This is a genomic window from Pseudomonas sp. PDM28 (genome assembly GCF_019219115.1).
GTDB classification, from domain to species: Bacteria; Pseudomonadota; Gammaproteobacteria; order Pseudomonadales; family Pseudomonadaceae; genus Aquipseudomonas; species Aquipseudomonas laurylsulfatiphila.
The window spans coordinates 1-1,221 of sequence record NZ_JAHUWG010000024.1 but is presented as its reverse complement, the minus strand read 5'-3'; the positions used below and the strand labels follow the sequence as shown (position 1 = coordinate 1,221).

General features: G+C 49.6%; 2 tRNA genes and 2 rRNA genes. All 4 read left to right on the top strand.

The window, feature by feature from the left end:
- Positions 1 to 102 (top strand): 16S ribosomal RNA (locus KW841_RS29400); the annotation flags it as partial.
- A 158-nt stretch (positions 103 to 260) separates the two neighbouring features.
- Positions 261 to 337, top strand: a tRNA-Ile gene (locus KW841_RS29395).
- Between the two features lie 30 nt (positions 338 to 367).
- Positions 368 to 443, top strand: a tRNA-Ala gene (locus tag KW841_RS29390).
- 247 nt (positions 444 to 690) lie between these two features.
- Positions 691 to 1,221, top strand: a 23S ribosomal RNA gene (locus KW841_RS29385); the annotation flags it as partial.

Sequence of the window (1,221 nt, the reverse complement as noted above, 5' to 3'; positions counted from 1 at the left end):
AGTCTAACCTTCGGGAGGACGGTTACCACGGTGTGATTCATGACTGGGGTGAAGTCGTAACAAGGTAGCCGTAGGGGAACCTGCGGCTGGATCACCTCCTTAATCGACGACTCAGCTGCTCCATAAGCTCCCACACGAATTGCTTGATTCATTGAAGAAGACGAAAGAAGCAGCCTTGGGGTTGTAGCTTAGTTGGTTAGAGCGCACCCCATGCTCTGTGGTTAAGAGCAGGGTGAGGTCGGCCTTAGTAGCTCGAAATTGGGTCTGTAGCTCAGTTGGTTAGAGCGCACCCCTGATAAGGGTGAGGTCGGCAGTTCGAATCTGCCCAGACCCACCAATTTTGTGTGGGAAACGCCTGTAGAAATACGGGGCCATAGCTCAGCTGGGAGAGCGCCTGCCTTGCACGCAGGAGGTCAACGGTTCGATCCCGTTTGGCTCCACCACTACTGCTTCTGATTGTATAAAGCTTAGAAATGAGCATTCCATCGGTTCGATGGTGAATGTTGATTTCTAGTCTTTGACTAGTTCGTTCTTTAAAAATTTGGGTATGTGATAGAAAGATAGACTGAGCGTTACTTTCACTGGTAACGGATCAGGCTAAGGTAAAATTTGTGAGTGGCTCTTAGGAGCGCAATCGAATTTTCGGCGAATGTCGTCTTCATAGTATAACCAGATTGCTTGGGGTTATATGGTCAAGTGAAGAAGCGCATACGGTGGATGCCTTGGCAGTCAGAGGCGATGAAAGACGTGGTAGCCTGCGAAAAGCTTCGGGGAGTCGGCAAACAGACTTTGATCCGGAGATGTCTGAATGGGGGAACCCAGCCATCATAAGATGGTTATCTTGTACTGAATACATAGGTGCAAGAGGCGAACCAGGGGAACTGAAACATCTAAGTACCCTGAGGAAAAGAAATCAACCGAGATTCCCTTAGTAGTGGCGAGCGAACGGGGACTAGCCCTTAAGTGGCTTTGAGATTAGCGGAACGCTCTGGAAAGTGCGGCCATAGTGGGTGATAGCCCTGTACGCGAAAATCTCTTGGTCATGAAATCGAGTAGGACGGAGCACGAGAAACTTTGTCTGAATATGGGGGGACCATCCTCCAAGGCTAAATACTACTGACTGACCGATAGTGAACTAGTACCGTGAGGGAAAGGCGAAAAGAACCCCGGAGAGGGGAGTGAAATAGATCCTGAAACCGTATGCGTACAAGCAGTGGGAGC